Below are 26,170 nucleotides of genomic sequence, written 5' to 3' on the forward strand. Positions count from 1 at the left end.
AACTCTATTATGTCTGAAAACGACGCAATTTCTCGTATTAGTGGCATCAAAATGCCTGACTATTATCTTGATTACTATTCTAGCCTATCTACAGAAACATACTCTATTTTTGAAAATGCTGCTGCAGCAAAATCAAGTCTGGTTGACTCCTCAGGCATAATTGAGCCGAAAATCGCATTTGATCTGGCAGATCGTGTGGCAAAAATGCACGAAATTGATATCGCTGAACCGCTTAGAGAACTTTTAAAAATTAACGGAAAAGAACTCTCTGCACTTATTCTTTCAAAAGAGATTGCACAAGGAAAATACTCCCTACCTGATTCTACATTAGAAGAAAAACTTGATCTGGCAGTTCGTGTTGGATTAGCAATTGTTACAGAAGGTGTCACCATTGCCCCTTTACAAGGAATTAGCGAGGTAAAAATAAAGAAAAACAAGGATGGTTCTGAATATCTATCAGTCTCTATTGCAGGTCCCATGCGTTCTGCTGGTGGAACAGAATCTGCCGTAACTATGCTAATAGCAGATCATGTCAGAAAGACTGCAGGATTATCAAAATTTCAAGCCAATTCTTTTGATGATGAAACTGGCCGATTTGTTGAAGAATTAAGAATCTATGAAAGAGAAGCTAGTAGTTTTCAATTCCATATCTTAGATGAAGATATTGAACATGTGATTTCAAACCTACCAGTAGAACTAGACGGCGTAGATACGGACCCTTATGAAGTTGTAAATCATAAATCTATGACACGAATCAAAACCGATAGAGTAAGAGGAGGAGCTTTACGTGTTCTAAATGACGGTCTTATTGGAAGATCCAAAAAACTACTCAAAAGAATTGAAATGTACAATCTTGATGGTTGGGAGTGGTTAAATGATCTAAAAGGTGCTGTTCAGACTGGTGAAAAACAAGAGGATGCTGCCACTAAAAGAATGCATGAAGTTATTACAGGCAGATCAGTCTTGTCCATGCCTAACAAACTAGGCGGATTTCGACTAAGATATGGCAGATCATGCAATACTGGTTTTGCTGCAGTTGGAATACATCCTGTGATAGCTGAGATACTTGATCATACGATTGCAGTTGGAACTCAAATCAAAATTGACATCCCAGGAAAAGGCGCAACTGTAGCATTTGTTGATTCAATTGAAACCCCTGTAGTTCGTTTGAAAAACGGTAATGTTGTAAAAATCAGGGATGTGAAACATGGAATTGAAATCAAAAATGATATTGAAAAAATACTTCACCTTGGAGATATTTTGATATCTTTTGGAGACTTCCTTGAAAACAATGCACAACTTGTTCCATCAGGATATGTAGAAGAATATTGGATAGAAGAATTAAAACAAAAAATCGAAAAATATGAGCCTGAAGATCAATATCTAACCCAATTTATCAACAAAATTCCAACAATAGATGAAGCACTAAAAATCTCCATTGATTTTGATATGGCTCTTCACCCTCGCTATCTCTATTTTTGGGATAAGATATCTGCTAAAGAACTTGAGTCACTTTTGGAACCTAAAAAAATCAATGAAACATCAATCCAATATCCTACACAAATAAAGAAAATTCTTGAAAACTTAGGGACTCCACATGTAGTTGGAGATGATGGAATTGTCCTTGAAAACATTGAAGCTAAAATCTTCTTTAATTTGTTATTTAGAGAACAACCCAAAATTGATGATTCTTCTGTTCCTCAAATAATTTCAAAATCTTCTGGAATTAGAATCAGAAATAAATTTTCTACATCTATTGGTGTGAGGATTGGAAGACCTGAGAAAGCAGCACCTAGACAGATGAAACCACCAACTCATGTGTTGTTTCCTATTAATGATAAAGGAGGACCAACACGAGACCTTCTAAAGGCATCTAGAAATGAACACTTTTTCACTAATATTCACAACAGACATTGCACTCAATGTAATATTCCATCAATTGGAATTAAATGCTCAAAATGTGGTACAAAAACAACTGTTACCTATAGATGCCCTCATTGTAGAGATACGCTTGAGGAGCCTTTTTGTGAGAAATGTAAACGAAACGCTCTAGCTTATTCTCATAAAGAATTTCCATTAAAATCAAAACTTCTTGAAGCTCAAGAAAAAATCCGTTTACGTGCCCAAGAACCATTCAAAGGTGTTAAGGAACTAATCAGCCAAGATAAGATTGCTGAACCTCTAGAAAAGGGACTGGTTCGACAAAACTTTGGACTAACAGTATTCAAAGATGGTACGGTTCGATTTGATGCAACAAATTCTCCTTTAACACAATTCAAACCATCATGGATTGGAACATCTATTGAGAAACTCAAGGAATTAGGATATTCTCATGATATTGATGGTAATCCACTTGAAAACTCTGAACAGATAGTTGAACTTCGTATGCAAGATGTGATTATTCCATATGAGAGTGGGAGATATCTTGTTTCTATTTGTAAATACATTGATACACTTTTAGAAAAATTCTATGGAAAAACTGCATTCTATAATGTCAGTAATTCTGAGGAGTTAATTGGACATCTAATTATTGGTCTTGCTCCTCATACTTCAGTCGGAATTGTAGGTAGAATCATTGGGTACTCTGAAACTCATGTATGTTTTGCAACCCCAAACTGGCATTCTGCAAAAAGAAGAGATGCAGACGGTGATGCAGACTCTATAATGCTCCTCATGGATAGTCTTTTGAATTTCTCCAGACAATTCCTTTCAGATGCAATAGGTGGATTAATGGATGCACCACTACTTGTTCAACCTCTTGTTTTGCCACATGAATCTCAACCACAGGCACACAATTTAGAAGTCACAAAATCACTTCCATTGGAATTCTTTGAATCAACATCACAACAAGTTAAAGCATCTGATATCTCATCAGTTGAGATAATCAAATCTAGACTTGAAACAGAAAGGCAGTTCTATGATTATTATTTTACTCACTCCACCTCATCTCTGACAACTTCAAAATCACGTAGTGCATATTCTACTCTTGGTTCAATGCTTGACAAATTTGATATGCAAGTTAGAAATGCCGAATTAATTGATGCTGTAAATACTTCAGAAATTGTTTCAGATGTAATTTCAACTCATCTTGTACCTGACATTATGGGAAATTTGAGGGCATATGCAAGACAAAACTTTAGGTGTACTGGCTGTGGTAAATCATACCGTCGTATGCCTTTGATCCAAACTTGTGTTTGTGGTCATAAACTAATTCCCACAATAACTCGTGGTTCTGTTGAAAAATATCTAAAACTTGCAAAAAGACTTGTTGACAAATATGATGTTAGTGAATATCAAAGAGGAAGAATCCATGCACTTTCTGATGAAATTGAATTAGTATTTGGGAAAAGTCCAGGCGACCAATCACTTCTTACTGATTATGCCTAATTATCTTAATTTGACGTATTCGTATCCGCCCAGTTTGTTGTCAAAACAGAATTTTACCTTTTGGTAATTCTTTCTAAATGATTTTACTTTGGAAAGAATCTTCTTTGGATCTTTCTTTTCTATTACCACTTGTTTGATGAATGAAGCAATTTCTTGCATCTCATTTTTCTTCATTCCGAGTCTAGTAATTTCTGAAACTCCCAATCTAATTCCACCTGGATGGAAATAGTTTCTTCCAGCCTTGATATCTCCTGGAATTAGTTGTCTATTTACAATTATGTTGGCTTTCTCCAAATCGGCCTCAACTTTTCCACCATCAGAATAATCTAAGACATTTACAGCAATTTGATGTGATTGTGTAAATCCTCTACTTTCACCTAAGACTTTGAATCCTGCATCACTTAATGCCTCTGCTAATGTTTTTGCATTCTTTATGACTTGTATAGCATAATCTTTTCCAAACTCTAATGCCTCAGCAAATGCAACTGCTTTTCCTGCCATGTTGTTGATGTGGTGGCTACTGGTAAGTCCTGGGAAGGTTGCTTTTTTGATTGGCTCTTCATGTTTTTCAGAACCTAAAACCAATCCTCCCTGAGGTCCAAACAAAGTTTTATGAGTACTCATTGTCATTGTATCTGCTCCTTCTCGAAGTGGATCTTGGAATTTACCTCCTGCAATTAATCCTGCAACATGGGCTGCATCATAATTGATGTGCATATCATAATTCTTTAGAAAATCTGATAGCTCTTTGACTGGATGTGGGAACAAGAATAATGAGCCTCCAAACATTGCAATTTTTGGCAGTCGTTTGTTTTTCTTTAACTCCTCTACTTTCTGTTTTGTCTTGTCAACATCAATAGTCATCTCTTCTGCATCAAATGGATAGAATTCAATTTCTAAACCATGAACCAATCCTGCAGTTCCAGAATGCTCTTTTTTACCATGTGATATGTGACCTCCTGCTGGAATAGAAGGAGCTAACATAACATCACCTGGATTTGAATAAGCAGAATATACGGCAAGATTTGCTACCACTCCTGATATTGGTCTTACATCAGCAAATTTTGCTTTGAAAAGTTTTTTAGCTAATTTCATACATTCAAACTCTACCTCGTCAATGTAGATACAACCAGCGTAGACTCTTTCACCAGGCCAACCTTCAGCATATCTATTACCAAAATCTGAAATTATGGCTTCTCTAACTGCTGGGCTGGGAATGTTTTCACTGGCAATTAATGGAATTGAATTTTCAAACCATTTGTGGTGTTCCTTTAATTTTGTAAAAATTTTATTGTAAGATTCTCTATTTTGTGATTTTGCCATATTTTGCAACTTGATTTTCCCAATTTAAAAACACCGATAGACTATCAAATTCCTCACTCTTGATCTGGAAGGTATAAAAGGGGAATCTGGAGTTTTTGCATCAATGGGTATGCAAGCTACTTCCAAAGGAAATATGCCAGTCGTATTGCTTAAAGAAGGCGGTTCAGAAACTAAAGGCAGAGATGCACAAAAGAACAACATTGCTGCATCAAAAATAGTAGCTGAAATTGTTCATACCAGTTTAGGTCCTAGAGGAATGGATAAGATGTTAGTTGATTCACTAGGCGATGTTACTATTACAAATGATGGTGCAACAATTCTCAAAGAAATTGATGTCCAACACCCAGCAGCAAAAATGCTTGTTGAAATTTCTAAAACAACTGATAATGAAGTTGGAGATGGAACGACCTCTGCTGTAGTTTTGGCAGGTGCTTTACTTGAAAATGCTGAATCATTAATTGATCAAGATGTTCACCCAACAATTATTGTTGATGGATACAGAAAGGCTGCAAGAAAAGCCAAACAATTCCTTGAGAGCATCTCAGATAAAATTTCACCAAATGATAAGAATATTCTAAATAAAATTGCTAAAACTTCTATGCAAACAAAACTTGTTAGAAAAGACTCTGATCTACTTGCAGATATCATTGTAAAATCAGTTCTTGCTGTTGCAGAAAAAGACTCAGAGAGTTATGATGTTGACATTGATGACATTAAAGTTGAAAAGAAAGCTGGTGGTTCAATAAAAGATTCAATGATTGTTCAAGGTATTGTTTTGGATAAAGAAATTGTTCATGGTGGCATGCCAAGAAAAATCAATGAGGCTAAAATTGCTTTAATCAACACTGCATTAGAAATCAGTAAAACTGAAACTGATGCCAAAATCAATATTTCAAATCCACAACAATTGAAATCATTCCTAGATGAAGAAAACAGAATGCTAAAAACAATGGTTGACAAAGTTATTGGTTCTGGCGCAAACGTAGTCTTGTGTCAAAAAGGAATTGATGATATGGCACAACACTATCTAGCAAAAGCTGGAATCATCGCTGTTAGAAGAATTAAAGAAAGCGACTTGACAAAACTAGCAAAGGCAACAGGTGCAAGAATAGTTACAAACCTTGATGATCTCTTTGAAAAAGATCTTGGTGATGCTGACCTTGTTGAGGAAAGAAAGATTGAGGAAGACAAATGGGTATTTGTCGAAGGATGTAAACATCCAAAATCTGTAACATTACTTCTTCGTGGTGGTTCACAAAGAGTTGTTGATGAAGTAGAACGTTCTGTTCATGACGCATTAATGGTTGTAAAAGATGTAATTGAAAAACCAGAAATTGTAGCCGGTGGAGGAGCTCCCGAAACATATGCTGCTACAAAACTTAGAAACTGGGCTAAATCTCTTGAAGGACGAGAACAATTAGCTGCAGAGAAATTTGCTGATGCTTTAGAAGCAATTCCATTAACACTTGCTGAGAATGCTGGAATGGATCCAATTGATACTCTTACCTTGTTACGTTCAAAACAACAGAAAGGTGAGAAATGGACTGGTATAGATGTCATGAAAGGAAAAATTGGTAACATGAAATCTAGTGATATCATTGAACCTCTTGCAGTAAAACTCCAAATTGTATCCGCATCTGCCGAAGCTGCATGTATGATTCTTAGAATTGATGATGTAATTGCTACTCAGAAATCTGCTGGTGGTCCACCTGGTGGTGGCGAAGGTGGAATGCCTGGAATGGGTGGAATGCCTGGAATGGGTGGAATGCCTGGAATGGGTGGAATGCCTGACATGGGCGGAATGATGTAAATTATTTTGAAAAGAATTTCAAAAGTTTATTTGATAACCAACTTTACGAACAACATTGAATAAAACCTCTTCAAAGTTCCTTACTGGTTTCAAGTATGTCTATTTGGTTGCATTTTTTGCATTACTTGCAGGATTCTTTCATCCATTAATTACTAACACCAGTTTTGATAGTGTTGTTGTAGGGGTTTTGGTATTGTTTGTAGGTCTTGCAGGCGGTGTATTGTTGTACAAGGCTGCAACATCAGAGAAAAGAAGAGGAATATTTCTTGGAGGTGGATTTGCTCTAATGTCAATTTCATTATACTATATTTTCCAACTTAGTGGAAGAGTCTAAACATCAAAATACAGATAAAACTCGTGTGGATGTGGTCTGATGGAAATCTCACGCTGATCTCTTCTCTCTAATTCAATGATTTTATCAATTACATCATTTGTATAAATCGGATTAAGGAATTTTCTGTCACTTTCTAACTCGTCAAGTGCTTCTCCAAGACTCTTTGGAAGAACTCCTATACCTCTCTTGTTTCTATCACCTTTTGTCATCTTGAAAATATCATCACGAACTTCATCTCCAGGATCCATCTTCTTCTTAACTCCATCCATTCCTGCAGCAGTAACTGCTGCAAATACTAGATATGGATTTGATGAAGGATCAGGGGCTCTAAACTCTAATCTCTTTAGATTTGAATAATTTTTGCCTTTCAAATGTTTTGGAACTCTAACTATTGCTGAACGATTTCCAGAACTCCATGCAATGTATGCTGGAGCCTCGTAACCTGGAACTAATCTGTGGTAGGAGTTTGTAGTTGGATTACAAATTGCTGATAATGCTTTTGCATGATTAATTATTCCACCACAAAAGTATCTTCCAAGTTGGCTTAATTCAATTTCGTCATCTGGATCATAAAATGCATTTTCCTTTCCTTTCCATAAACTAACATTAACATGCATTCCTGAACCTGAATCCATTGCAATTGGTTTTGGCATCATTGTTGCAACTTTACCATACTTTTGAGCAACGTTTCTAATTACATACTTGTAAGATTGGGCAGCGTCTGCAGCATTTGTCATATAATCATATTTGATATCAATTTCACATTGTCCTGCTGTTGCTACTTCGTGATGATGGTTATCACATAAAATTCCAAAATTTTTGTTGAGAATGTTTACACATTCATTTCTGTATGGCGTAAGAGTATCTGCAGGGGTACTAGGATAATATCCCTCTTGTAATCCCATAGGATATCCATCACCTGATTGATTCCATGGAGCTTCTTTGGATTCAATTGAGTAAGATTGTCCTTTGTATGGCGTTAGAACATCCCAATGTACTTTATCAAAAACAAAAAATTCTACCTCTGGACCCCATGTACTAAAATCAAATCCTTGTGTCTTGATGAACTCTTCAGCTTTTTGAGAAATTCCTCTGGGATCTCTTGATAATCTACCTCTGTCTTCTCCCCAATAAACATCACATAGTAATCTGGCAGTTTTATTTTCGGTCATCCATGGAATTATTGCAAATGTATTTGGATCAGGTTTTAAGAGTAAATCTGAATCATCAATACTTGTAAATCCAACAATTGATGAACCATCTAATTTTGGTAACCCATCTCTCATCTGTTCGGGAGTAAAAGTATTAGCAGAAATTGTAGTGTGATGGAAATGACCAGTTAAGCCAGTAAATTGAAGATCAATGAACTGAATTCCTTCATGTTGAATTCTTGAGAAAACCTCGTCAGATGAATACGATACTTGAATTGCTTTTCCGTGACTGACTTTATAGGGCAATTTTATACTTCAATCAAACACAAATACATCCAGCATTTAAGGATTAGGTAAGAAATGTCCGAAACAAATCAAATCGATATCAACTATCTACACCATGTAGTATTACGTGAAATTGAAGATGATTCTTTACTAGAAATTGATCCAAACTTTTACAGAAATCTATCTGACTTTATAGGAAATCTGAAGAAACAAGAATTTGATGGTGTTGAAAGCAAAATTAAAGATGCTATGATAGAAATGGCCACAGAACTAACATCTTTGTTGATAAATATTAGATTAGAAAAAATCTTAAAATCAAAAGATCTTAAAATTGGTTTTCTGCTTGATGAAGAAAAATTCATTCTAGACTCACAAGAAGAAGAAAAAGATAGAAAAGAAATGATTCTTTCTGCAACAATTAATGGAAAATCAAAATTCCTTGAATCTTTATCTCAAAATCACAAAACAAAGAGAGTTGCAGTAAGATTTTTGCAAGAAGTAGATGAAATTGTAGGTGCTGATCTTGAAAAATATGGACCATTCAAAACAGAGGATATTGCCACTATTCCATATGAAAATGCACAGGCATTAATTGCCAAAAATGCTGCAACGAAAGTTCGTTTGGAAGATTAGATAGAAATTACACCTTATTCATTTCTAATTAGAATGTCTCATACGGGCGTTGATGTAATTGATTTTTTATTCTATACAATTTATCCTGTAATTGGAATCTTTCTTGTTGAGGGTATTAGCAGAGCAGTAAAGGCCCCTAAATGGATAAAATTATGGACTCAAGCTGCAGTTTCAATTGGTTTTGGAGTATACTACTGGTTCATTTTACCAGCACCACAAAACTTTCCACTAACTGCATTGGTAATGTTTGCACTTGCTATTGCACTAATTTATCAAGGACGACGTGCAAAAATTTCTCCTGAAAAAAGTCCGTACTAAAAACGTCCAAAAATTCTTCTAAAAATATTTGGTCTATCTCTTCCTCCATCTCTGATAACTTTCTTTTCACCAAATCGTTTTGCTCGGATTTGGCTTAGTTTAACACATCGATGTTCTTCAGGAAGCCTATGTTCTGAACAAAATGGATCCTTGCAGTAATTGCATTGAAATGGCAAATCCGTTAAATCTCCACAATATGCACATTTTTCAGACTTCATAATTTCATTTACTGTTTTTCTTTTAATAAAGTTGCCAATATTTTATTTAGAATTGTTTTGTCGTCTAAACGTTTTTACGATGTGAAAATTTAGTGTGATTACTTGATTAAAGATAAAGTAGCAATAATAACTGGAGCTAGTAGCGGTATTGGGTTTGCCACTGCATTGGCATTATCAAAAGCAGGTGCTAAAGTTGCTATTGGTGCCAGAAGAGTTGATAGATTAGAAGAACTTGCAAAAAAAATAACTGAAAATGGTGGAGAAGTATTTTATCAAAAACTGGATGTCACAAAAAAATCCGAATGTGATGATTTTGCAAAAGCTGTTTTAGAAAAATGGAATTCTATTGATATTTTAGTAAACAACGCAGGACTTATGCCTCTAAGCTTCTTCAAGAATCTCAAAGTAGATGAATGGGATAGAATGGTCGATGTAAATATCAAGGGTGTGTTGTATTCTACTGCAGCAGTTATCACACACATGAAGGAAAAAAAATCAGGCCATATTGTCAATCTATCATCTGTAGCAGGAAGAATTGTATTTCCTGCTGGTAGTGTTTATTGTGCAACAAAACATGCAGTTGCAGCATTTAGTGAGGGATTAAGACAAGAATTTAGTGTTCGTTCAAACATTAGGGTGACAAGTATTGAACCTGGGGTTGTCGCAACAGAACTTAATGATACAATCACTGATGAATCATTGAAAGGTTTTGTAGAGAATACAAAAAAGATGGAAGCTCTCCAAGCTGACGATATTGCAAATGCAATTTTGTTTGCAGTAGATTCACCATCATACGTTAATGTTAATGAAATTCTAATAAGACCTACAACACAAGAACGTTAACTTGACAGATATTCCACATGTTGTTATTTTGGGAGGGGGTTTTGGTGGACTCTCTACTGCAAATGAGATAAGAAATTCATTGCCTTCATCTAAAGTGAAAATCACAATAATTGATAAAAAAGACTGGTTTATGGTAGGATTTGCTAAACTATGGATCATCAATGGAACTAGAACTTTTGAAAACTCTATTGGTCACTTGAATGAACTTGAAAAAAAAGAAATCAACTTCATACAAGATGAAATATTATCAATTGATCTGCAAAACAAAAATGTCAAAACAAAACAACAAAACATATCGTATGATTTTCTTGTGATATCATTAGGTGCAGTTTTAGCTCCAGAAAAAATTCCTGGATTAACAGAAAATGGATTCAATTTGTATGATCATGAACAACTTTCAGAAATTCATAATAAACTTGCAAATATTGATTCTGGAAAAATTGCTATTTCTATAATGGGAATGCCATACAAGTGTCCTCCAGCACCATTTGAGGCTAGTCTGTTGATAGAATCTATGCTCAGAAAGCGTGGAGTACGTGATGATGTTCAAATTGATTTTTACAGCCCAGCTCCAATTACATTACCTGCAGCTGGACCAGAAGTTAGCAAAAAAATCCTTGAATTAGTAAATTCTGAAAAAATCAACTTTCATAATTCATCTAAAATAAAATCAGTTGAATCAAACAAATTAATTTTTGAAAATGGTGAAGCTGAATTTGATTTACTATTAGCAGTTCCACCTCATATTGCCCCAAAAATCATCTATGATTCTGGATTAGCAAAAGAACCTGGATTTATTGCAATAGATAGAGACTGCAAAACTCCTTTTGAAGATGTATTTGCAATAGGTGATGTAACTAGTTTAGTTGTTACTGAAAATATAGCAGTGCCCAAAGCAGGAGTTTTTGCAGAAGGAGAAGGCATTACTGTTGCAAAAAATATTATTTCAAAACTTCAATCAAAAGAAGAATCTGAATTATTTGATGGAAAAGGGGGATGTTTTATCGAATCGGGTAGAGATACTGCTTCAGTTATTGAAGTAGATATGTTTTCACAATCAAAACCTTCCACTAGTATTTCTGAACAAACTTCTGAAAATCTTTCAAGTAAACTTGAATTTGAAAAAGAAAGACTCTCAAAATGGCTTTAATCAATCAGAATTATCTTTCTCTCTTGCTAAGTGTTCCAAAACAGCCCTCATTTCTACACTCAAATCTTTATCATTTTTAGAAAGATTCAATTTCTCGGGAATACTATTCTTAAAATCTTCAGCCTCTAATTCTATACTTCTTTTTTGAACACAATCTGTATGGTCTTCACCAGTCGCAGAGATCTTATGACAAATATTACAAATTTTCACAATTTCTGTTTGTTAATACGACGATTTAATAATTTCATTTTGTGCCTCTGTGACAAGGGATCGTCGTCTAGCTTGGTATGATACTAGTCTGGGGGACTAGTGGTCGCAGGTTCAAATCCTGCCGGTCCCATTATAATTTCAAAATTTTCAAGAGATTTTCAAAATTTTCAAGAGATTTTTCTTGTTTATACTGTTTTAGAGCCTCGATAATCTTTTCTTTGGATGGATTCCTGTAAATTTTTTGTACTTTTTTTGAAATTCCTGAACCAATAAAAATTGCTTGAGTAACTGATGTTACATTTGATGGCCTTCTTTTAACACTAGAACTTTCAAAATCAATTAGAGTTGATTTTGTTTTTCCAACAATAACATGTTTTGAGATATTGCTCAATTCACCATGATCAAAACCTATTTGATCTAAATTAAAACAGTCTTCAAGAATTTTTCTTATTGTTGATTTTAATTTTTTTGTACTACCTACACCCTTTAACGAATTTACCCAATCAATAATTTTCTCTCCTTCTATGTATTCCATAATCAAAAAATTCTTACTGACGCCAAGCATTTTTGGTCCAACATTAACTGAATTTACAAATTTCAATAAATTAGCCTCACTTTTCATTTCTTTTCTTTGTGAATCTGTTCTTCTAATTTTTAATGCAATTTCTTTACTTCCTTTTTTTGCAAGAACAACTACACCTACGTATCCTTTTCCAAGAATTTCTAATTTTCCTAATGTCATTGGACCAGTTAAGGAAATTGATTTGATTTCTAATTTTTCTAATTCACTAATTCGAGATTTTATTTGACGTGACGTTGCTTTTGGATATCCAAGAATTTCTGAGTACGGCTCATCTACAAATTTCTTAATTGAAATGAATGAATGTACCATCTGTTGAAATCAGCTCACTTGCAACCTCTTTAATTGATTTGCTTAATCCTTTTTCTCCAACATTAATTTTGAAACCATGTTTAAAGTCAGTTTCAAGGCCTTTAGGTATGCCTGTGTGAAGATTATTTTTCAAAAATTTAGTCATGAATTTACCAGCATCTGTATACTTTCTTTTCTCTAGAGAAATGATTTTTTTATTTTTGCCTACCCACATTAATTCTGCACCTGAAAGATTTTTAGAAATAAAACTTTTGGAACTACCTTCTCTAAAAAACTCTGGTCCATTTTTTACATATGTGTCAGAAATTTTAGTTGATTCTAAAAAGAAAAAGAGATATGCATCATTCTGTTGGTCAGTGTAAGCTTTACTTCTTAGTACTGTAAAACCAGCTAATTCTAATTGTGTACTTAATGATGAAGTAGCTCTCTTAATTTGTCCCCAAATTATATCTGGACTTCTAGTTTTGAAACTAAATTTTATTGATAGTAAATTTTTCCAATACTTTCTTGAAGCTTTTGCTTTCCTACTCTTAAAAAATTCTAATTTTGGATTTTCTTTAAATGCTCTACAGATAAGAATGAATTTTCCAATATTTTCATCAGAAATTGCAGCAGCCAAGTTTCTGTTACTATCTATTGGATCAATTATTACCAATGATGTATCAAATTTCTTTGAAGTTTTTCCAATTACATGATTTTCTTCAATTTTAGAAATTGATTTTATAATATTCTCAAAACTTCCAAAATGTAAAATTAAAACTTCTGAAACATATCCACTAAATCCCTGCTTTGCGATTTCTGCACCATAAATTTTATTTGCTTTTAGAAATGTTTTCAAAATTCTAACCTCGTCTCTCATTTTTTGTGTTAATGATTTTGACATGAATTTCGTGTGAAATGGTGACCTATCTGCAGCACTCTTCCATTCTCCAACTTTAACATCATAAAATGGGACAACATTGATCTTCGTATCCTTCATTTTAGCCTCAACATATGGGTGCTCAGAATATCTCACGTATGGCGAAAATTTTTTCAACGCATCAAAACCAATTTTTTTAGAAATTCTTTCAAATTTATCTTCTGATGTAGATTTTTTGAATCTTACAAAAATATCTATATCTGCATCTTTTGATAGCCATGTACCTTTAGCAAATGAACCTCCAAACTCTAGCCCAACAATTTCAGGAAATTTTGTAATTTCTTTCTTCACTAATTCTAATGCAGCTTCTGCAATTTCTTTTTTTGATCTCTCTGCTGTTTTTGTAGGAATAACACTCTTCATTACACTGGAAATAGTTTTCTTCATTTTACAGCAATTACCTCCTCTAAATCAGAATAGATTGGTCCACTAGATGTAAGTTCACTTTTTTTCAATTTTACACTGAAAATTTTCTGTATTCCAAAATCGACTAGTTTTTGTTCATTCAATTCTTTTGTTATATCTCCAATCTTCTTTTTAATCCTAAATATTGTAATGTGAGGCTTGAATGGTTTATCTGGAACTAATCCTAATGGTTTTAACACATTTTCTACTTTTTTTGCTAATTCAATTAGATTTTCTCCACCTTTCTCATCTGTTCCAATCCAAATTATACGTGGAAATTTAGGTTTAGGAAATACTCCTATACCCTTCAAGTTTATACTAAACTCAGAAAACTTGATTGTTTGCAACGACTCACTAATCTTTTCTAGCAAATCTTCGGAAATTTCACCCAGAAATTGTAATGTAAAATGTAATTGGTTTACGTCTATTGGGTTTGCATCAATTTTCAAATTATTTTGAAAATTCTTTATTGCATTTTTTACATCATTATTTGAAATTTCAATTGCCACAAAAGTACGCATTACAATTTTCTTTGATCTATCTTTATAATAATTTCCGGTAGCTTCATAGACGAGTTTAGTTTTTGATGTACAATGACAAAACTAATTGTGTGTTTAACAGGCATGCCTGGTGCTGGAAAATCCACTATTGCTGAAGGACTAAAACCAAAAGGCTATGATATTGTCAATATGGGAAATGCTGTAAGAGAAGAAGCTAAAAAAAGAAATTTGGAACCCTCAAGATCAAATCTTGGAAAATTGATGCTTGAACTTAGAGAAAAAAATGGACCTGGTGCAGTAGCTGAATTAGTAAAACCACAAATTGAATCATCTACCGCTAATGTAATTTTAATTGATGGCGTTCGTTCAAATGATGAAATTGAAGTTCTAAGAAAAATTGGAAATGTAAAATTATTAGCCATTCATGCATCAACTGATACCCGATTTGATTTCTTACAGAAAAGAGGCAGATCAGATGATCCTCAAACTAAAGAACATTTTGAAGAAAGAGACAATCGTGAATTAGGTGTTGGAATTAGTAACTCTATTGCATTATCTGATTATGCAATATCAAATATTGGATTAACAAAAGATGAATTAATAGAATCTGCATATGAAATTATCCAAAGTTGGGTAGAATGAAAACTCCAAATTTTAATTGTAAAATTGAGATGTTTTGTGCAATTAACCCTTCAGAAGATCCTAAAAAAATTCAAAAAATACTTTCGAACGTTTTTCCATATTCCACAATTAAAACTGAAAATTTCTCAATTTCTGCAGAATCAAAAGACCTGAATTCTTTAGAAAAAATATACGAGGCAATTCATTCAAAACAATCTCAAAAAACCTACAGACGAAATCTACAAAAAAACCTAAGAGATAATTCAACTTGGTTTTATCTCAACAAACAAGCAGCATTTGTAGACAAAATAGCTATTTGTGAAGAATCTGCAGAATCTCCCTTGGGACCCATCAAAGTCATTCTTACTTCATCAAAAATTGATGAAATTATTGATTGGTTTGTGTATGGCGATGAGAATTAGCTAAGAAAATTCAATCATTTTTGACTATTTTTTTTAGTATGAATCTAAAATCTATTTTTTTTGATTATTAGCAAATGTTCATAAAATTAGGCATAATTGCAGGAATAGTTATTCTTGCAGGAATGGTTTTTTCAAATGAGATAGAAACTATATTCCCATCAACATCTGCTACTGTAGTCGATTCCATAAAGAGTGATGTATCAAATCTTAGTTCTAAGGCTGTAAATTCTGTAGAACAAAGAATTGATAATTCTGTTGATAAGATCACTGAAAAAACAAGTAATGCAATCACAAATGAAATAAACGAAGTTGGAAAAACTATTCAAAGTGAAATTTCTGATGTGAAAGAATCATCTCAAAAAACTATTCAAAGTGAAATTTCTGATGTGAAAGAATCATCTCAAAAAGCAATCACAAATTTTAATCCATTAGAATCAATTCAAAATATTTTTGCAAATTGGAATTTTTTCTAGAAGTTTTTAATTAATTTGGCTTAAACAATGAAACAAATTCTGGTAGTGCATTTGCACTAGTATTTCTTATTGTGACATCCATCTCTGACGACATTTCAGTATTTTCTGGATTAATTTCTATTAGAATTGCATTGTTTTGTTTTGCATATATTGGTAGAGTGTTTGCAGGTGATACTACAAGTGATGTGCCTGCAATTATCATTAAATCTGATTGGTTTGCATGAATTATTGCTTTTCCCCAAACATCTTGTGGAAGAGATTCTCCAAACCAAACAACATCTGGTCTTAGAATATTTCCACATTTACATATAGGAGGATTTTCAGAAAACTCTGTCATAATTTCATCATGAAAATTACAAACAGTGCATTTTATTTTTACAATACTTCCATGTAATTCCAAAACTTTAGTGCTTCCTGCTTTTTGATGTAATCCATCAATATTTTGCGTTAAAACTACAACATCTGTATATTTCTCAAGTTCTGCAATTGCCTTGTGTCCTTGATTTGGTTCTGCTGAAAAAATATTATGTCTCCTTTCATTATACCACTCCCAAACTAATTTTGGATCATCATAAAATGCATCAATTGTGGCTAATTTCATAGCATCATAGTTTCTCCAGAGGCCATCTTTGCCTCTAAACGTAGGGATTCCACTCTCTTGTGAGATCCCTGCACCAGTTACAAATACGATCTTCTTTGCATTCTCAATTTGGTCTTTAATTGATTCAAACATGCTTATTTGATCTCTATTTTCAAAAGATCTTTTGCAGTAATTACTGAGTCATGAATTTCTTTTGCTTCTTTCAAATGTTCAACTTCATCTTTGTATCTTGCTGAAAAATGTGTTAAGATTAGATTTTTCACTTTGGCATTTTTTGCTACTGTTGCAGCTTGTTTTGCAGTTGAATGACATGTATCTTGGGCCTTTTGTTTTTCATTCTCAAGAAATGTGGAATCAAACACAAGATAATCACATTCTTCAAAAAATTCTTCTAATTCCTTTGTAGGCATTGTATCTCCTGAAATACCTATTTTTTTGCCTGGACGTTTTTCACCTAAGACCTCATTTGGTTTTATTGTTTTTTCATTAACCGTAATTTTATTTCCATTTTGTAGTTTATTCCATAATTCTCCTTCAGGTATTCCTAATTCCTTAGCTTTTTCAACATTAAATCTACCAGGTTTATCTTTTTCTTCAAATAGATATGAATATGCAACAATCGAATGATTTGCTTTACATGCACGTATTGAAAATTTTTCATTTTCAAAAATTTTTTCATCTTTAATTGTATTGATCAAAATTGGAAATGACAATCCAAAATTCAAGACTTTGATGTTTGCTGCAATAAACTCTTCAACTCCACTAGGTCCAAAAATCTCTAATGGCTCTGTTCTGTTTTGCATAGACATTGTTTGCAATAATCCTAAAATCCCTACACAATGATCGCCATGAAGATGTGTAACAAATATTTTCATTTTTTTATTCCACCCCAACCCTGATTTCATATATGAAATTTGTGCAGCCTCACCTGCATCAAACATGAGAACTTCACCTTCTCTCTCCAAACATATACATGATAATCCTCTATTCTCAGTTGGTTGTGCAGCTGAAGTTCCAAGAAATACTAGTTTCATTTTATCAGAATTGTCCTTGTCAAGCTTTTATGCCTATAGATTTGATATTTTTTTAATCCTTTTAATTTCAGTTTGTCTCCGAATTCCTTTTTGTACATTATAGCCATCTTCTTTCTTTTTGGGACAATAGTCACAAATCTCTTAATGATCTCTTCAGGGTTTTCTGATGTTTTTGTATTTTTTCCATATGGAAAATCTGTTACAATTCCGTCAAATTCATCAGCCATGTTCTTAATTTCTTGAAAATCTGAATGAATTACTTTTGATTTGTATCCATTTTCTTTGAGATTCTTTTTTGTGATTTCAACCATTTTTTCATCAAAATCTAAGCCAATCCCGTGAATTCCCATTGATTCAGCTTCTAGAAGTGTAGTACCTGTTCCACAGAATGGATCACAAACTGTTTCTCCTTTTTTTAGTCCAATCAGATTGATCATTGCCCTTGTTAACTTCCAATCTAGTTCATGCGGCTGTGATATTGCTTTTTTTGGTCTCTTTTTCTCCTTTGTTTTTTTAGAAAATCCGAAAAAATTTTCTTTGTTTGTAAAAATCAGATAAACTGTAATGTCTGGATTTTCAAGTTTTACCTTTGCATTAGAGAATTTTGAAATCATATCACCCATTGAATTTTCTAATTCTGGTATGTCAAACTGATTTGAAGATAAATTGATAATTCTACAAACAAATGTTTTTGCATTTTTTAATATTTCAAAATTTCCTTCATCTAAAAATAATCCAGACATTTTTCGTAATATCTGTCCTGAGGTTTTTACAAATGTCGCTTTCTTTGAAATTTCATGCCAATTAGTCTTTGATTGAACAATTACTAAATTAGAAATAACTTTAATTTTTGAAAATCTATCAAAAGTTTTGGCTATTGCAATAATTTCATCTGTTGCAATTTGTAATTGATCTTTGGATAGTACAAAAAAACTTTCTGGCATTATATTATTGCCTTTGCAATTGTATTTGATACATCTACTATTGATGTATTACCTGGAATAGTATTTGCACTTACAATTTTTGTAACTCCGGATTTTTTTATTTTCTTTTCAGCATCATTCATCAATAGTGCATGTGTACATGCTACAAAAACTCTTTTACATTTTTCTTTTTTAAGAAATTTTGTTGCATTAACTATACTTCCACCAGTACTTATCATATCATCAACTAAAATCAAATCACGTCCTATGACATCAGCTTGTTTTGTCTTGATCTGTACTTTGCCTGTTTTTCTATCTCTTTTCTTTTGTAATGCAATGAATTCTATTCCCATTTCCTTGGCAAATTCTTTTGCCCTTTCTTTTCCACCTTGATCTGGTGAAACAACTAATGGGTTTTTTAGGCTCATTTTTTTGAAATATCTTGCCAGATCTGGCACTGCTGATACATTTTTGGATTTTATGGTGAAATATTTGAGCCCAATCAAACTGTGGATATCAACTACAATTAGTTTTGATGCACCTGCACCTTTGAATAATTTAGCCAGAACTTTCATGGTAACAATTTCTCCTGGCAAAAATTCCCTGTCCTGTCTTGCATATCCCATGTAAGGAATTACAACGATAACTTCAGATGATGTTTCTTTAGCTTTTGAGATTAATGATAATGCTTGAATTAGATTTGTATCTACAGGTGGATAAATTGATTGAACAACAATTGATCTTTTTTTAGATATATTTCCCTTGAGTGTTATCTTACTTTCTCCATCAGGAAAAACCCTTACCTCAGATTTTACAAAATTTGCTTTAGTCTTTCTAGCTAATTTCCTTCCTAAATCTTCTGATGACTTTCCACAAATTACTGATAGTTTACTCAACAAGAAAATGTGAATTAATGGGATTCTTAAGTTTTGAGAAGTGGATTGAGATTAATCCTCTCCTCCACCGCGTCCAATATCTCCTATTCCGTATTCATCAATTACTTTGTCTCTATTTGAATCAAGTTTACTGATTTCTTCAAATTCTTTCTTTTCATCTCCCTGATAGACAGTTCGAATTGGCCATGGAATTCTAATATCATATTTTTTGAATTGTTCATACATAATCATCCGCATATCTGTCTGAACTTTGAATTGTGAACCGTAATCTCTAACATATACCCAAACTGAAAAATCAAGTGACGAATCATTGAATTGATTAAAACGAACAACTGGTTGGTTTAAATTTTCTATTACTTCTTTATCACATCCACAACTTGGCAAATTTTGCTCCAAGTATGGACAACTATTTTGTACAACAAGATGTCTGCCTCTTTCATCTGTAGTTTCTTTCATTGCTTTTTTTCCAACTTTTACAAGAATTGCTGCAACTTGTTTAGGATTATTCAAATATGATACTCCAACTTGTACAATTGCTGGAACTGTTTTGAGTTCTTTTGAATAATTTATTATCTGAGAATTTACCAAATTTCTAGTTGGTATTACTGCATATGATTCATTTAGTGCATGCCTAATGTATGTAACTCTAGGCGTAATTTTATGTACGTACCCGTTAAAATTTGTCTCTAATTGAATCCTGTCTCCTTCAACAAAAATTTTGTCTTTTCGAATCATTATGTATGCAAAGTAATTCTGCATTGTTTCTTGTAATGCAAGACCTAGACCTATTGCAAAACCACCAGTTGCAGTTGCTAGTACAAAAAGATCTACTCCCCACCAACTTACTACACCTAATACAACTGCAACAAAAATTCCAACTGGAAGAATTTGTTTATATGATTTTGGAAGATCTTTTCGTTTTCTTTCAGCATATCCTGCAGGACGTGCACCTGGAATTATTGGATCAAAATGATTTAATCTTTTTTCTTCTCTCCAAATATCAATTTGATAAATTTCCTCAGGTTCTTGACCTGGTTTTAGGCTTTTCCCTGACTCGTTATTTCCTGAAAAACAATCATTGTAATATTTTTCATATTTTTCACGTTCTGATTTCTTAAATTCTTCAAATGGGTTTTTCACTAAATTTTGAAATGAGCCTATAGGGTTACCTCTTCTTGTTCGAAGTAATTCGAGTTTTCTTCTACCTTCAACTGTTTCTAATAGATTTCTAAACTCTTTTTCATCTAACCCTTCAGGAGTATTTTTTGGAGGAATCCATTCAAATAATCTGTGAAACAAGTCTTCATTATCATCTTTAAAACCACGAAGTTCTTTCCATTGACCAAAGTCTTCTTTTTCAAGATTAGATTTTTCTATTTTAGTAAGTAGTATTGGGATAATGTGTGAAATCGTATAGCCTATTACTAGGATGTTAATCGTGTTTAATGTTTTTGCAAACGTATCTGATGCTGAGAATTCTTCTATAGTTAGTTCTGAGTCATTGAATAATTCTGTGGTTTGAATATACACATTAACTGATGAAATTAATGCTATAGCAAAAAAAGGCAAGATAGCAACTCGCACAAATCTAGCAAAATGCGGTCTTGTATACGAAAACTTTTGTCTTTTTGTCCAGTTTGCAAAACCTCTGTAAGCTATAACAATTCCAATTATACCTATGATTAACACGGCAATAGCAATCTGTAACGATGCGGATGATGCAATCAACTGTGGAATCGCATCAAATTGTACTACTTGTTCTGAAACTACATCAAGTACTTCTTCAGCCATATCTAATCACTATCTTCTCCAAACCTCTTCTGAATAAAACATTAAGGCATATTATCATTATTTATAGAAAATCTATGCGTAATGAGCCTGTAACCTTTAACAAGGGTAAACCTACTATTTACTAAATGACCCATCAAGAATCAGTTTGGGGTGATTCACCTTCACTAAAATCTTATACACTATCAAATTTTCGTGAACTTCCACAAATTCAGAATCTCTCTGAAGAAAAACAATTTGAAATGGAAGTTGTAGGAAATGTTTTGCCATTTAAGGCAAACAACTATGTTGTTGAACAGTTAATTGATTGGAAAAACATTCCAACTGATCCAATGTACGTTCTAACATTTCCTCAAAGAGGAATGTTAAAGCCTGAACATTATTCAAAAATGGAAAAGGTTCTAAATAATACCACTGATAAAAAAGAAATTGCAGCAGTTGCAAATGAAATTCGTTTACAACTTAATCCCCATCCTGCAGGACAAATGGAACTAAATGTTCCAACTCTAAAAGATGGTACTAAATTATATGGAATGCAACACAAATACAAAGAAACTTGTTTATTCTTTCCAAGTCAAAGTCAGACTTGTCATGCATATTGCAGTTTTTGTTTTAGATGGCCACAATTTGTAGGAATGGATGAAATGAAATTTGCAATGAAAGAAGGTGAACAACTTGTTCAATACGTTTCCGAACATCCTGAAATTACTGATGTTCTTTTCACCGGTGGTGATCCAATGATAATGAAGGCAAAAATGTTTTCAAAATATATTGATGCTTTAATTGAATCAAAATTACCAAATCTTAAAACAATTAGAATTGGAACAAAATCTCTTTCTTATTGGCCATACAAATTTTTGACAGATTCAGATTCTCAAGAAATGTTAGAAGTTTTCAGAAAGATCACTGATAGCGGCATACATCTTGCATTCATGGCTCATTTTAATCACCTAAACGAATTATCAACCGATGCTGTAAAATCTGCAATCAAAGAAGTAAGAAATACAGGTGCCCAGATTAGAACACAATCTCCACTTTTAGCTCATATCAATGATGATGCGGAAATGTGGGCAAAAATGTGGACAAAACAAGTTCAACTTGGTTGTATACCATACTACATGTTTGTAGTAAGAGATACAGGAGCTCAACATTACTTTGGAGTTCCTCTGGTTAGAGCATATGAAATTTTTAGAAAAGCTTATTCCTCGGTAAGTGGTTTAGCTCGAACTGTTCGTGGACCAAGTATGTCTGCAACTCCTGGTAAAGTACATGTTATTGGAACTGCTCAACTAAACGATCAAAAGGTAATCGTTTTACGATTTTTACAAGGCAGAAATCCTGATTGGGTACAAGTTCCGTTTTTTGCTAAATATGATGAAAATGCAATCTGGTTGGATGATCTTAAACCTGCATTAACTGAAAAATTCTTCTTTGAAGATGAAATGAATAATTTCAAAAAATCACACCCAGTTGATGATTATCCAGAATCTTAATTTACCTGACCATCTTGACAAATCTATCTTACTTGATAACATTAGTAAATTGATTTTCTAAACATATCAATTGAACGCAGAACAAGTATTACAAACTATACAAGATGAAAAAATTTCCTTCATTGATTTTTGGTTTGTAGATATTTTTGGTGAATTACATAATGTTGGAATGCCAAGCTATGCAATTGATAAAAATAGCTTTGTTAACGGTCTTGAAAAATTAGATGCAAGCTCAATTGTTGGATTCAAATCTGTAAATAACTCTGATATGATTCTAATGCCTGATCCAAATTCATTTAAGATTCTTCCATCCGATTATGATCCTGGTAATCGTAAGAATGCTAGAATATTCTGTGATTTGTATGATGGTAGTACTGCGGAAAGTTCCCGATATAACAGAGATTCAAGAGGTATAGCACACAAAGCATCAAAGAAACTTGGAGAATTTGGATTTACTCATACCAACTGGGGACCTGAAATAGAATTTTTTGTTTTTGATACCATCAATGTTTATCCCTCCCCCTATGCAGCAACACATTCGTATGGTGGTTCTGGTTATTCTATTGAATCAAAAGAATCACCTTGGGCTAAAGGAAATGTAAGTACAGCCATAGATATCAAAGAAGGATATTATCCATCCCAACCTAAGGATACGCTAGAAGGGTTTAGAAAAGATGTTTGTGATGATTTGTATAATTATTTTGGAATTAGAATAGAAGCTGAACATCATGAAGTAGCAACTTCTGGTCAATGTGAAATTAATCTTGTATATGATGAAATGATACAAATGGCAGATCATGTTATTGGAGTAAAAAATTTAGTAAAAGTGAAAGCTAAACGAAAAAATAAAGTTGCAACATTTATGCCAAAACCAATTTTTGGTGATAATGCATCAGCTATGCACACTCACCAAAGCTTGTGGAATGGAGATTCAAATGCAATGTATGATGAAAATGATCAACTTGCACAAATGAGTCAAACTGGAAGATACTATATTGGAGGAATTTTGAGTCATGCATCAGCTTTATGTGCAATTTCAAACCCAACAACAAATTCCTACAAACGTCTTGTTCCTGGATTTGAGGCACCTGTCAATGTTTGTTGGGGCTTAGGCAACAGATCTGCTGCAATTAGAGTTCCAATGTATAATAGAAATCAAGAAAAAAGTAAGAGACTTGAATACAGAGTTCCTGATCCTACTGCAAACATCTATCTTCTAGAAGCTGCATTATTACTTGCAGGCTTGGATGGAATTAAAAACAAAATTGATCCTGGTGATCCAATTGAAGAAAATGTCTACAAACTTTCTACTGAAAAGAAAAGAGAATACAAAATTGGTGCATTACCTGTATCACTAAAAGGTGCACTTGACTCTCTATCCTCAGATTCAAAATTCCTTGAAGATATATTTACAAAAGATTTTCTTGATGTATATTCTGAATTAAAGTACAAAGAATATGTTGCATTTGCACAAACTCCTACTGCATGGGAAGTTTCAATGTATGCTGATGCATAATTGGTACAACTGTCGAATCTAATAGATTCTCAAAAATAATAGAACATTTTTAAAATCAAATTTGGTTTTTTTAACATGAAACTTGAGATTCTATTTCTTTTATTGTTAATTCCAGGCTCATTTGGTCTTGCCTATGGTCATACTGTTGATGCGGTTGGAGAATATAGAGTAGAAATTGGATGGATGAACGAACCTGTTGTTTCCGGTGATACTAATGCAATTGAATTCTATGTAAGTCCATTAATTCCTTGTCCGGAAATCCCAGAACCAATCAAATGTGCTGAATCTCAAGAATTCCAAAATGGAGTAGAAGGTTTGAAAAAAACAGTAAAGATGCAACTAATTTACAAAGATGAAAGTATAACACTTCCACTTTCACCTGATCACAATATTGCTGGAAAATATTATGCCTTTGTTAATCCAACTGTTTCTGGATTTTATCAGGCAAATATGTTAGGTTCAATTAAAGATACTCCAATTAGCTTATCAATGCATCCTCCAAAAGTTGCAGAACGTGCATACATTGAGTTTCCAGAACCATCAGACATTACTATACAACAAATGATTGATGGGCATACTGCATTAATTGAAGATATTGGTGATCTGAAAGATTCTGTCAATACTCTAGAAGAAACTAAACAACAAATGGATATGGGTTATGTAGGCATTGGTGTGGGGTTAATAGGACTAGCAATTGCAGTTGTTGCACTTGCAAAATCTAAAAAGAACTAATCAGAATTTATAAAATCTTTTCTTCTTCTTAAAATTAAATACAAAACGGCTCCAACTGCAATAATGGCTAATCCTACAAGAACTACTTCTATATCGAATTGTAACGCCATGTAAACAGTTGCTCCAAATCCAAATAATGGTAAAATTGGAAATTTTCCAATATTTACTGGAACTCTAAATGGTCTTTCTAAAACTGGTTCGGTATATCTTAAAACAATCACTGCCAAATTTATTGCTGCAAAAGTAATTACTACTGCAAAAACCACTATATTTGCAACAATCACAATATCTCCAACAAAAGCAAATCCTATTGAGGTAACTAAAATTGCAATTACTGCAATCCATGGGGTTTTTGTTTTAAGATGAACTTTGCCCAAAAATTCTGGCAGAGACTTACTTTTTGCCATTCCGTATAGAATTCTAGCTCCTGCAACAAGGGTAATTAGAACAGTACTTGCTGTTGCAAAAAGGGCAATTAGTGAGAGTGTTACACTACCATTAATGCCTATGGCTGAATGAGCCACATCTGCTAATGGTGCAGAAGATACAGCTAAATCTTGCCAATTTAGAATTCTAATTGCTGCTAAAGAAACTAGAATGTAAATTATACCTGTAATGATTACTGACAAAATTATAGCTCTTGGAATTGTTTTTTGAGGTCTTCTAACTTCTTCAGCAACATTTGCCATATCTTCAAATCCAATAAATGCAAAGAAAATCAATACAAATGCAAGAATTATTCCTGTCATTCCACTTGGCGCTTCAAAATAATCAATTGTTTCTATGGGTTCCATTGAAAATCCAAGGAATATTATCAGAACAAGACCTGCAGCAGTAATCAATGCAAAAATTGTATTTGCCCATGCAGATTCTCTAATCCCAATAAAATTTACAATTGATAAAACTACAAGTAGAAAGATAGCTCCAATTGTGATTGGTAGATCTAGAAACTGAGTTAGATATCCCCCAAATCCCAAAGATACTGTAGCTGCAGTAATAATAGATGTAATTGCCGTAAGCCACCCTATTATAAAACCAAAAAAATTATTCTTGAAAGCATTTTTTACAAAAGTATACTCTGCAGCTGCTTTTGGAAATAAAGCTGATAATTCTGCATAACTTAGTCCAGCAAAAATTGCAACTATTGCTCCTAACAAAAAAGAAATCCACATTGAATTCCCTGCAAACCCTGCAGCTTCTCCAATTAAGACATAGATTCCTGCACCTAGAATTAATCCTACACCATACATGGTAAGATGAAAAAGACCCATGTGGCGATGTAATTCAGACATT

The 26,170-nt window shown here is 33.2% G+C and carries 26 protein-coding genes and 1 tRNA gene; 14 read left to right on the forward strand and 13 right to left on the reverse strand.

What is annotated here, in order from left to right:
* Window positions 1–9: 9 nt before the first annotated feature.
* Window positions 10–3,387, forward strand: coding sequence for a DNA polymerase II large subunit (locus tag Nisw_RS05035; RefSeq protein WP_141977064.1), 3,378 nt, complete (start codon window positions 10–12; stop codon window positions 3,385–3,387).
* Here the strand turns inward: Nisw_RS05035 and glyA are convergent, their stop codons facing one another.
* Entirely contained in the window at window positions 3,388–4,710 is a 1,323-nt protein-coding gene (glyA, locus tag Nisw_RS05040) for a serine hydroxymethyltransferase (RefSeq protein ID WP_141977066.1), read from the reverse strand.
* Window positions 4,711–4,813: 103 nt separating this feature from the next.
* Here glyA and thsB point away from each other — a divergent pair, with 103 nt between their 5' ends.
* Together thsB and Nisw_RS05050 are read left to right on the forward strand one after the other, a co-directional pair.
* Complete coding sequence (thsB, locus tag Nisw_RS05045; protein ID WP_141977068.1) at window positions 4,814–6,520, forward strand: thermosome subunit beta; 1,707 nt, start codon at window positions 4,814–4,816, stop codon at window positions 6,518–6,520.
* Window positions 6,521–6,575: 55 nt separating this feature from the next.
* Window positions 6,576–6,854, forward strand: a complete 279-nt coding sequence (locus Nisw_RS05050) for a hypothetical protein (protein ID WP_141977070.1) — start codon at window positions 6,576–6,578, stop codon at window positions 6,852–6,854.
* Here Nisw_RS05050 and glnA (Nisw_RS05055) read toward each other — a convergent pair.
* Window positions 6,851–8,311, reverse strand: coding sequence for a type I glutamate--ammonia ligase (gene glnA / locus Nisw_RS05055; RefSeq protein ID WP_141977072.1), 1,461 nt, complete (start codon window positions 8,309–8,311; stop codon window positions 6,851–6,853). The genes Nisw_RS05050 and glnA (Nisw_RS05055) overlap by 4 nt on opposite strands.
* A gap of 54 nt (window positions 8,312–8,365) precedes the next feature.
* Here glnA (Nisw_RS05055) and Nisw_RS05060 point away from each other — a divergent pair, with 54 nt between their 5' ends.
* Together Nisw_RS05060 and Nisw_RS05065 are read left to right on the forward strand one after the other, a co-directional pair.
* Window positions 8,366–8,923 (forward strand): DNA replication complex GINS family protein, encoded by a 558-nt coding sequence (locus tag Nisw_RS05060; RefSeq protein ID WP_141977074.1) that lies wholly within the window; start codon window positions 8,366–8,368, stop codon window positions 8,921–8,923.
* A gap of 33 nt (window positions 8,924–8,956) precedes the next feature.
* Window positions 8,957–9,241 carry a hypothetical protein gene (locus tag Nisw_RS05065; protein WP_141977076.1) on the forward strand — a complete coding sequence of 95 codons (285 nt, stop codon included), beginning with the start codon at window positions 8,957–8,959 and terminating at the stop codon, window positions 9,239–9,241.
* Here the strand turns inward: Nisw_RS05065 and Nisw_RS05070 are convergent.
* Entirely contained in the window at window positions 9,238–9,459 is a 222-nt protein-coding gene (locus Nisw_RS05070) for an AN1-type zinc finger domain-containing protein (protein WP_012216169.1), read from the reverse strand. The genes Nisw_RS05065 and Nisw_RS05070 overlap by 4 nt on opposite strands.
* 102 nt (window positions 9,460–9,561) lie before the next feature.
* Between Nisw_RS05070 and Nisw_RS05075 the strand changes: the two genes are divergently transcribed.
* Both Nisw_RS05075 and Nisw_RS05080 read left to right on the forward strand, forming a co-directional pair.
* On the forward strand, window positions 9,562–10,302 hold the full coding sequence (locus Nisw_RS05075; RefSeq protein ID WP_141977078.1) for an SDR family oxidoreductase: 741 nt from the start codon (window positions 9,562–9,564) through the stop codon (window positions 10,300–10,302).
* 1 nt (window position 10,303) lies between these two features.
* A complete protein-coding gene (locus Nisw_RS05080) occupies window positions 10,304–11,452 on the forward strand; it encodes an NAD(P)/FAD-dependent oxidoreductase (RefSeq protein ID WP_141977081.1) in 1,149 nt (382 codons plus the stop codon).
* On the opposite strand, the gene Nisw_RS05085 is transcribed toward Nisw_RS05080, so the two are convergent.
* Window positions 11,453–11,662, reverse strand: coding sequence for a hypothetical protein (locus Nisw_RS05085; RefSeq protein ID WP_141977083.1), 210 nt, complete (start codon window positions 11,660–11,662; stop codon window positions 11,453–11,455).
* Between the two features lie 56 nt (window positions 11,663–11,718).
* Here Nisw_RS05085 and Nisw_RS05090 point away from each other — a divergent pair.
* Window positions 11,719–11,792: transfer RNA gene (locus Nisw_RS05090), tRNA-Pro, on the forward strand.
* Here the strand turns inward: Nisw_RS05090 and Nisw_RS05095 are convergent.
* From Nisw_RS05095 to thpR, 3 genes are read right to left on the reverse strand one after another with little or no spacing between them, the layout of a single operon-like run.
* The gene (locus tag Nisw_RS05095) at window positions 11,793–12,554 is read right to left on the reverse strand and encodes an RIO1 family regulatory kinase/ATPase (protein ID WP_141977085.1); all 762 of its coding nucleotides are present in this window, start codon (window positions 12,552–12,554) and stop codon (window positions 11,793–11,795) included.
* Entirely contained in the window at window positions 12,529–13,860 is a 1,332-nt protein-coding gene (gene cca / locus Nisw_RS05100) for a CCA tRNA nucleotidyltransferase (RefSeq protein WP_141977087.1), read from the reverse strand. Before cca ends, Nisw_RS05095 begins: the two co-directional genes overlap by 26 nt.
* Window positions 13,857–14,399, reverse strand: coding sequence for an RNA 2',3'-cyclic phosphodiesterase (gene thpR / locus Nisw_RS05105; protein WP_141977089.1), 543 nt, complete (start codon window positions 14,397–14,399; stop codon window positions 13,857–13,859). Before thpR ends, cca begins: the two co-directional genes overlap by 4 nt.
* 72 nt (window positions 14,400–14,471) lie before the next feature.
* Here thpR and Nisw_RS05110 point away from each other — a divergent pair, with 72 nt between their 5' ends.
* From Nisw_RS05110 to Nisw_RS05120, 3 genes are all read left to right on the forward strand, one after another.
* Window positions 14,472–15,020, forward strand: a complete 549-nt coding sequence (locus Nisw_RS05110) for an AAA family ATPase (RefSeq protein WP_141977091.1) — start codon at window positions 14,472–14,474, stop codon at window positions 15,018–15,020.
* Window positions 15,017–15,421: an RNA-binding domain-containing protein gene (locus Nisw_RS05115; protein WP_141977093.1), complete on the forward strand. Its 405-nt coding sequence runs from the start codon at window positions 15,017–15,019 to the stop codon at window positions 15,419–15,421. The genes Nisw_RS05110 and Nisw_RS05115 overlap by 4 nt, the downstream gene beginning before the upstream one ends.
* A gap of 74 nt (window positions 15,422–15,495) precedes the next feature.
* A complete protein-coding gene (locus tag Nisw_RS05120; protein WP_141977095.1) occupies window positions 15,496–15,894 on the forward strand; it encodes a hypothetical protein in 399 nt (132 codons plus the stop codon).
* Window positions 15,895–15,904: 10 nt separating this feature from the next.
* Here Nisw_RS05120 and Nisw_RS05125 read toward each other — a convergent pair whose 3' ends face one another.
* From Nisw_RS05125 to Nisw_RS05145, 5 genes are read right to left on the reverse strand one after another with little or no spacing between them, the layout of a single operon-like run.
* On the reverse strand, window positions 15,905–16,627 hold the full coding sequence (locus Nisw_RS05125) for an NAD-dependent deacylase (RefSeq protein WP_141977097.1): 723 nt from the start codon (window positions 16,625–16,627) through the stop codon (window positions 15,905–15,907).
* A 2-nt stretch (window positions 16,628–16,629) separates the two neighbouring features.
* Entirely contained in the window at window positions 16,630–17,529 is a 900-nt protein-coding gene (rnz, locus tag Nisw_RS05130) for a ribonuclease Z (protein WP_141977099.1), read from the reverse strand.
* A complete protein-coding gene (locus Nisw_RS05135; RefSeq protein ID WP_141977101.1) occupies window positions 17,526–18,473 on the reverse strand; it encodes a TRM11 family methyltransferase in 948 nt (315 codons plus the stop codon). The genes rnz and Nisw_RS05135 overlap by 4 nt, the downstream gene beginning before the upstream one ends.
* Window positions 18,473–19,348 carry a ribose-phosphate pyrophosphokinase gene (locus tag Nisw_RS05140; protein WP_141977103.1) on the reverse strand — a complete coding sequence of 292 codons (876 nt, stop codon included), beginning with the start codon at window positions 19,346–19,348 and terminating at the stop codon, window positions 18,473–18,475. Before Nisw_RS05140 ends, Nisw_RS05135 begins: the two co-directional genes overlap by 1 nt.
* A 51-nt stretch (window positions 19,349–19,399) precedes the next feature.
* The gene (locus Nisw_RS05145; protein WP_141977105.1) at window positions 19,400–21,139 is read right to left on the reverse strand and encodes a mechanosensitive ion channel family protein; all 1,740 of its coding nucleotides are present in this window, start codon (window positions 21,137–21,139) and stop codon (window positions 19,400–19,402) included.
* Window positions 21,140–21,264: 125 nt separating this feature from the next.
* Here Nisw_RS05145 and Nisw_RS05150 point away from each other — a divergent pair, with 125 nt between their 5' ends.
* From Nisw_RS05150 to Nisw_RS05160, 3 genes are all read left to right on the forward strand, one after another.
* Window positions 21,265–22,629 carry a KamA family radical SAM protein gene (locus tag Nisw_RS05150; RefSeq protein ID WP_141977107.1) on the forward strand — a complete coding sequence of 455 codons (1,365 nt, stop codon included), beginning with the start codon at window positions 21,265–21,267 and terminating at the stop codon, window positions 22,627–22,629.
* A 70-nt stretch (window positions 22,630–22,699) separates the two neighbouring features.
* Window positions 22,700–24,145 (forward strand): type I glutamate--ammonia ligase, encoded by a 1,446-nt coding sequence (glnA, locus tag Nisw_RS05155; RefSeq protein WP_141977109.1) that lies wholly within the window; start codon window positions 22,700–22,702, stop codon window positions 24,143–24,145.
* 75 nt (window positions 24,146–24,220) lie between these two features.
* Entirely contained in the window at window positions 24,221–24,877 is a 657-nt protein-coding gene (locus tag Nisw_RS05160; protein WP_141977111.1) for a hypothetical protein, read from the forward strand.
* Here the strand turns inward: Nisw_RS05160 and Nisw_RS05165 are convergent.
* Window positions 24,874–26,169 carry an APC family permease gene (locus Nisw_RS05165; RefSeq protein WP_141977113.1) on the reverse strand — a complete coding sequence of 432 codons (1,296 nt, stop codon included), beginning with the start codon at window positions 26,167–26,169 and terminating at the stop codon, window positions 24,874–24,876. The genes Nisw_RS05160 and Nisw_RS05165 overlap by 4 nt on opposite strands.
* Between the last annotated feature and the right edge of the window lies 1 nt (window position 26,170).

The sequence above is a fragment of the Candidatus Nitrosopumilus sp. SW genome (assembly GCF_006740685.1).
Lineage (GTDB): Archaea > Thermoproteota > Nitrososphaeria > Nitrososphaerales > Nitrosopumilaceae > Nitrosopumilus.